This is a genomic window from Pelodictyon luteolum (genome assembly GCF_001622165.1).
In the GTDB taxonomy this organism is placed as follows: Bacteria; Bacteroidota; Chlorobiia; order Chlorobiales; family Chlorobiaceae; genus Chlorobium; species Chlorobium luteolum_B.
The window spans coordinates 1-7306 of record NZ_LVWG01000012.1 but is presented as its reverse complement, the minus strand read 5'-3'; the positions used below and the strand labels follow the sequence as shown (position 1 = coordinate 7306).

Here is a 7306-nt window from a genome sequence, read left to right as displayed (position 1 = left end):
TCAGTGTAGATCACCTTGTCGACGCCGGCGCCGCCGGTCACCGTATCGTCGAGTCCGAAGCCGGATGCGACGAAGGAGATGGACTGGTTCGAGTTCAGAGCACTGGCATCGATGGTAACGTTATGCTCAAGGCTGTCGCCGGTAATGGAAAGCGGCACTCCTGCATCGGCCAGTTTGTCGCCGATAGTCACCGAGGTGGCCGCGGTATCGCCCGCAATGTATAGCTTTTCGATGCCCGTCGAGGAGGTCAGCTTGCTGAAGTCGTAGGTACCGGAGGTATTGATCTGTACCGTATCGGTACCGGTGCCCCCGCTGAGCGCATCGGACTCGAGATCCGAAGGAGCGGCATAGATGATCGTATCGTCGCCGGTGTCACCGACAATGGCATCGGCACCGGCTCCACCGGTGAGGGTGTCGTTGTCTGCACCTCCATCGATCGAATCGTTACCCGTTCCACCGGTCAACGTGTCGTTGCCGCCGCCGCCCTGAAGGGTGTCGTTGCCGATGCCTCCGCTCAAGGTGTCATTCTTGGAACCGCCGATGAGGGTGTTGTTGCCGTCGTTGCCGTAGAGGTTCACGCCGTCGCTCGAGTCAAGCGAGGCATCGATGCTGACGTCCGTACTCCCCGTCAGCGTATAGGTGCTGATGGAGCTGTCGCTGATATCGGCGATCTTGATGGTCTGGCCTGCCGTTGCCACGGCTTTTGCCGCATCAAACGAAGCATAGGCAGCGATGAGATCTCCGTTCGCATCAAAGAGCGCGTAAGGCGTCGGCTCAACAGTAATGGTCTTCGTGGCTGCGTTGCCGGCCGTGTCGGTAACGGTCAGGCTATATGTCGTGCTTGCAGAAGGAATCGTAGTAACTGAGAGTACCCCATTCGAAGCCAGCGTCGCCCCCGTTAGGGTGCCGGATGACCAGGTGCCGTCGGTGGCCGAGAGCGTCAGCGTGGCCGAGGTTGCCGCGCTCCAGACGTAGAGCGTGCCGGAATTGATCGTCGGGGCGACATTATCCAGCGTCAGCGTTTTGCTCGCCTCGGCCGCAGTGTTGCCCGCCGCATCAGAAACATTCGCCGTCACCGTGATATCGCCGTTCGTCAGCGTACTGATATCCGCAGCCGTTGCGCTCCACCCGTTGCTGCTGACCGTCGCCGTCGTCGTTACCGAGTTCGTGCCGTCGCTGAGCGTAACATTGACGGTCCGGCCGTCTTCGACACCGCTTGTCGTACCGGAAACGACGACATCTCCATCCTCTGCGGCATTGACCTTGTTGTCGCCCTCAAGCGTCGTTGCAATGAATATTGTCGGAGCAACATTGTCCAGAACCACGGTCTTGCTCGCCTGAGCTGCGGGGTTGCCCGCCGCATCAGAAACGTTCGCCGTCACCGTGATATCGCCGTTCGTCAGCGCACTGATGTCCGCAGCTGCTGCGGTCCACCCGTTGCTGCTGACCGTCGCGGTGGTCGTTACCGAGTTCGTGCCGTCGCTGAGGGTAACGTTGACGGTCCGGCCGTCTTCGACGCCGCTTGTCGAGCCGGAAACAACCACATCCGCATCCTCAGAGGCGTTGACCTTGTTGTCGCCCTCAAGCGTCGTTGCTATCGATATCGTCGGAGTTGCGTTGTCGAGCGTCAGCGTCTTGCTTGCCTCGGCCGCAGGGTTGCCCGCAAGATCGGAAACATTTGCCGTCACCGTAATGGTGCCGTTCGTCAGCGCACTGATGTCCGCAGCTGCTGCGGTCCACCCGTTGCTGCTGACCGTCGCGGTGGTCGTTACCGAGTTCGTGCCGTCGCTGAGGGTAACGTTGACGGTCCGGCCGTCTTCGACGCCGCTTGTCGAGCCGGAAACAACCACATCCGCATCCTCAGAGGCGTTGACCTTGTTGTCGCCCTCAAGCGTTGTCGCAATGGCTATCGTCGGCACCACGTTGTCCAGTGTAAGCGTCTTGCTCGCCTGCGTCGCCGGGTTGCCTGCAAGATCTGACACATCGGCCTTGACTGTAATGGTACCATTCGTCAGCCCGCTGATGTCCGCTGCCGACGCGATCCACGCATTGCTGGAGACCGTCGCGGTAGTATTTACCGTCGTCGTGCCATCGCTCAGGCTGATACTCACTATCCGGCCGTCTTCAACACCCGTAGTCGCACCTGAAATAACGACATCCGCATCTTCTGCGGCATTGACCTTGTTGTCTGTTTCCAGCGTCGTTGCAATGGATATCGTCGGCGCAACATTATCCAGCGTCAGCGTTGTGCTCGCCTGTGTCGCAGCGTTGCCTGCCACATCGGATACATCAGCCTTGATCGTAATAGTGCCGTTCGTAAAAGAGGAAATATCTGCTACCTGTTGACCGGTCAACGACCAGGTGCCGTCAGCGGCGACCGTTGCAGTTTGGGTAGCGGTATTAGGCATAGTAGCCGTATCGGATAACGTAACCGTCACGGTCTGCCCCACCGCACCGGTACTCGTACCCGATACCACAACGTCGCCATCCTCCATCGCATTGACCTTGTTATCGCCTTCGAGGGTGGAGGTGAGGGTGAGGGTTGGCTCTGTCGTGTCGACAACAACCTCATCGGCAGTGCTATCCGCAGTCGTGTTCCCTGCCGCATCTGTCACCGTCGCTATCACCGCATACGTACCTGCACTCAGTGCATCTGCTGCGGGCAACGTCAGACTCCAGGTATTCGCTCCGTTGTCGTGGGTCAGATTCCCATCGCCAACCGTATAGGTCTTGCTGTTGACCGTCACACTCAGCGATTCTCCCGTAGCCAGCGTTGCCGTACCCGTTATCGTCGGCGTCGTATCATTCGTCGTCAACGCAACCACTGTCGGCGTTGTCGTGGGATTTGTATTATCAATATCGAACGTCGCATTTGTAGGCGTTGCGCTGATCGTGTTACCGGCAAGGTCGGTTGCAGCGCCTATCGTTATTGCTGCTCCCGATATCTCCCCTGAGGGGACATTGAGTTCGTATGTGTAGACCGTGCTCGACACCTTCGTCATCGCCGTCGAGCTCAGCACGCTGTTGTCGATCGCAATCGTTGCTCCTGTACCGTCCGCTATTGCTTCGCTAAACGTCGCTTTGATGAGTAGCGTATCCGCTTCGTTTACATCCACCGAACTGGTCCGTGTAGTGCCGCTGTCCGTCGAGTAGGTCAGCGTTGCTGTCGGCGCTGTGCTGTCTGCTGTCACGCTTTGAGCAGTGAAATCAGCAATAACAGCCGCATCCGCCTCAGTTCCTGCTACGGTAGTAGCATTACTCAAATCTGTCTCTTGCGCATAAGCAACCGTAGTACTCGTACCGGCAAGTGCTAATGAAAAAGTGAATACGATCGACGACCCGACAATCTCGACCGAAGAAGGCGTAACTTTGGAGCCACTATCATAAAAAACGAAGTCACCAATCTGAGCAGTTCCCGTGAGCAACTCGTCATAGGTAAGGATAACCCGCGTCTTGTCAGTACTCAGAACCGTGCTGAGCAGTGACGCTGATGCCAGCACCCCCTCAAACGCCTCCCGCGCCGCGCTGCTGAACGGCATGCGGACTGTTGGACTGACCGTCACATCGAGTTCCCAGCTTCCGCCTTTTGCGGTTTCACCGATGAGGCCTGTGGATGCGTGTACATTTGCCATGGAGTTCTCCGAGATTGCTTGCAGATAGGTTGTGCCCTCAGCACCCTGTGCGGTGCGGCAGGACCAGAAATAGATATCTATGAGACGAGCGCGCTGGATGAGCGCGTCGACTGGAACATGAAAATCTTCAGCGTTGAGCTGCACTCCGCCGAAACGGACGGCACCCGGGCCCCCATGCCCGAGGATATGGAGCGCAGTCAGCTGTGGATGGGATATCAGAAATGCGAGAATTTCCTGCGGAGAGTCCGACGGCTGAACCGCCAGAGGCTGTACTGCCGGGTCGAGCCCTGCAAGCAGCACTTCAACCTCGGCAACGCCGGGATCATACAGGAGTACTTCAGGGGACTTGAGGGTAAGGCGCTTATTTACATCACTATACGCTCTTTCACACGCCTGTTCGAGACAGACCGCGTGCGGTTCGGCAACACTCATTTTCGGTAAGTTCAGGGGGTTAACTCCACGCAAAAAGGGTTTTTCAACTCTATACCAATTTCAGCATTATGCAGCAACCAGGACAACACTCAAATACCCACATATTCTCGCAATTCACACGCGGAGCATTATATTCATATTATTTATATGCACCGGACGGTGTTCAGTGACTACACCAGAGCGAGCAACACGTACACAGATCCACCATGTAAACCACGACAGGTATCTTGCCCCCACTGCCAACCAGACTGCCCGCATTGCGGCATGCAGGATGGATCACATTCCTTCTGGCGGCACTCTTATGCTGCCAGGGCATCCTGTTCCTGCCACCTGCAGCTGCGGCCTCCCCCCTCCTGCTGAAAAGCGATGGAGGAAAAGGCTCATTTTCACTTGACGGACATCTGGAACTGCTTGAAGATGCGTCCGGAACGCTGAAGCTGCATGAAGTAATCGGCTCGACAGCATTCAGGGAGATACAGGGCAGCGTAAACGAAGGGTTTTCCGGCTCGGCATTCTGGGTACGGTTCAGGGTGGTAAGAGGAGAGGGGTTCCCCGCATCGGCATGGCTGCGCCTTGGCCCCCGCACCCCTGATACGCTCGAAGCCTATGTGCAGCAGCAGGGAACGGGCCCCCTCTCTGCATCTTCATACAAAGCATTCCCGCTGGGGCTCACCATGCCACCCGGCAAGCGGGCGGTTCCGGACCCTCAGCTCCTGGTGCCGCTGGAGTTGGGCCCTGAAGGGAGCGAACTGCTGGCCTATATGCGCATTGCCTCCCGCTCCCCTGTTCAGCTCCGGGGAACGGTGCTCAACAGAGAAGAGCTGATGAAGCAGTCGCGCAGCCATATGTTCCTGCAGGCTTTCTACCTGGGGGTTACTGCCGTGATTGTGCTGATGAGTCTCCTGATTTTCTTTGCTGTTCGGGAATGGAGGTTCCTCTTCTTTTCCCTCTACGCAGCAGACCTGTTCCTGTCCTATCTGATAGCACGGGGCATATATGTATTCCTGATGCCCTGGCTTGGCGACGGCGCACTCCCGGAGCTGATGGAAACAACCGGCAGTCTCGGTGTGGTGTTTTTCGCGCTGTTTGCCTATGAAGTGCTTAAAGATAAATACAAACCGACGACACTGCGGGCCCTTCAAGTGACCGCCCTTGCCGGGCTGCTTGACCCGACGGCATCGCTTCTCTTCAACACCACCATACTGAAACCCTTCGGGGCATACAGCGCAATCGCACTCCTCGGGGTGCTGTTCTGGATAACGGTTCGCCAGCTGCCGTTGCACCCTTTCAGAAAACAAGTACTCTTGGGGCTGTTCGGGCTGAACATCCTGCTTTATGGGGAGTTATTCCTGCAGCGCCTCGGCCTGCTGCCGCTCAATACGGCAATACAGGATCTTGTACAGGCAGGTTCATTCATGCATATCCTGGTGATTTTCGGTCTGCTCGTTGAACGCTTTCTGCATGCAGAACAGGAGCTGAAGGAGAGTACGCATGAAAGTGAAATGCGTGCGACGGCAATCGCAGAGAAAAAGACCGAAGAACTGCGCATATACAGAGACCGCCTCGAACAGTCGCTGCAGAGCCGGCATCAGTCGGCAAAGCGGGTCCGCCGGTTCTTTCAGATGGTGTCGCACGAGTACCGTACACCTCTGGCCATCATTCAGGGCAACATCAACATCCTCAGCAGGAGGAGCCGCCCCGGAGACACAAAAAAACCAGCCATACTCCATGCCATGCACCGCGCTGCCGGGCGGCTGCTTGAGGTCATGGAACAGGCTGTGGAACGAAGCCGGCTGCTTGAAACCGATGATGTCCAGGTTATCGGGCGCATCAGGGTGAGTGCGTACATGTTTCAGCAGGTAGAGTCCGCAAGGGCACTCTGGCCGAAGCTTCACATCATACAAGAATGCCTTGCCGGAAATGAGGAAATCGAGGGAGACCTGCTGCTCCTGCAGATGGCGCTCTTCAACCTGCTTGACAATGCACGGAAATACTCACCCGAAGGCAGCCCGGTTCATGTGCGGTGCCGTGCCGAAGAAGGGTTCGGCATTATAGAACTCCACAACAACACGGCTCTGCCGATGGATGAAGATGAGGGTGAGTTGTTCATGAAGTTTCACCGGGGCAACAACAGTGCAGCCGAGCCGGGCAAAGGCATCGGGCTCTGGCTGGTGCGCGAAGTGATGCGCCAGCACGATGGAAGCGCCACCCTGAAGAGTGGCAAAGAGGGAGGCGTTACGGCAACCATCCGGATACCGCTTGCCCAAAAGGAGAAGCCATGAGCCTGAATCCACTGAAAAGGAAAGGAATGCGCCATCGGGCGTTGCTCATGCTCGCGGTGCTCTGCCTGGCTGCCGGATGCGGAGCGCATGCATGGGCCTCCCCTCTGGAGCTCGGCAAAAAAGAGCACTACTCCCTGGAAGGCCATCTTGCGGTTCTTGAAGACCCGGCGGGAACAGTCGGGCTTGCAGAGGCGAAAAGTGCATACCGCCAGGGAAAGTTTCAGGAGATTGAGGGCAAGTTTGCCGCGGGGTATTCACATTCCGCGTACTGGGTCCGGCTTGAGATCCTCCCGAGCGGGGGGTTTCCTGCAGAGGGCTGGCTGCGCCTGGCACCAGCGGTACTCGAACATATGGAGATCTACCTTCCAGAAAACCACGGCAGGCCGATTCGGATGGGCAGCACCGAGCTCCATCCCGGCGGCATCTTACGCAACGCTGATTTCCTCACCCCGGTGGACCTGTCCGGGGACGGTCCGGTCGTCGTCTATCTGCGGATATGGAGCCAGAACACGATCACCCTGCATGGTGGAATCTGCACAGAAGCACACCTGCTCTCATGCACCGACCGTACCATCGCCCAGGAGTCGGCTTTCGGGGCGATATCGCTGATGATCATCCTCATAGCGCTCGTTGTCTACCGCAATACGGGCTGGCGGCATATGCTGTATTTCAGCATATACATTTTCATTCTGTTCCTGTCATTGTATCTCTCAAGAGGGATGCACTTCTATCTGCTGCCCGACTGGCTGCGGACGTTCACCGCAGTGCTGTTGAAAGCCCAGTTGGGCTCGTCAATGCTCATCTTCATGCTCTTTGTCATTGAACTCATGAACGACGACTATCCCGGGAGATTCCGCACCTACTTTACCGTATTGATAGTGCTCGCGGTTCTTTTGCTCTTCAGCAGCCCGACGCCGGCATTCGGGGTTGTGGCAAGCATTGTGATGACCTGTTATTTTT

At 57.1% G+C, this 7306-nt stretch carries 3 protein-coding genes; 2 read left to right on the top strand and 1 reads right to left on the bottom strand.

The genetic code is table 11. From position 1 onward, the window contains the following. Positions 1-4064, bottom strand: a 4064-nt coding sequence (locus A3K90_RS01210; protein ID WP_303680773.1) for an Ig-like domain-containing protein, incomplete at its 3' end; no start/stop codon positions are given. 227 nt (positions 4065-4291) lie between these two features. Between A3K90_RS01210 and A3K90_RS01205 the strand changes: the two genes are divergently transcribed. Together A3K90_RS01205 and A3K90_RS01200 are read left to right on the top strand one after the other, a co-directional pair. Further along, a complete protein-coding gene (locus A3K90_RS01205; protein WP_303680772.1) occupies positions 4292-6346 on the top strand; it encodes a sensor histidine kinase in 2055 nt (684 codons plus the stop codon). Then, positions 6343-7306 (top strand): 7TM-DISM domain-containing protein (locus A3K90_RS01200; protein WP_303680771.1); only part of this gene is annotated, 964 nt, incomplete at its 3' end. The genes A3K90_RS01205 and A3K90_RS01200, both read left to right, overlap by 4 nt.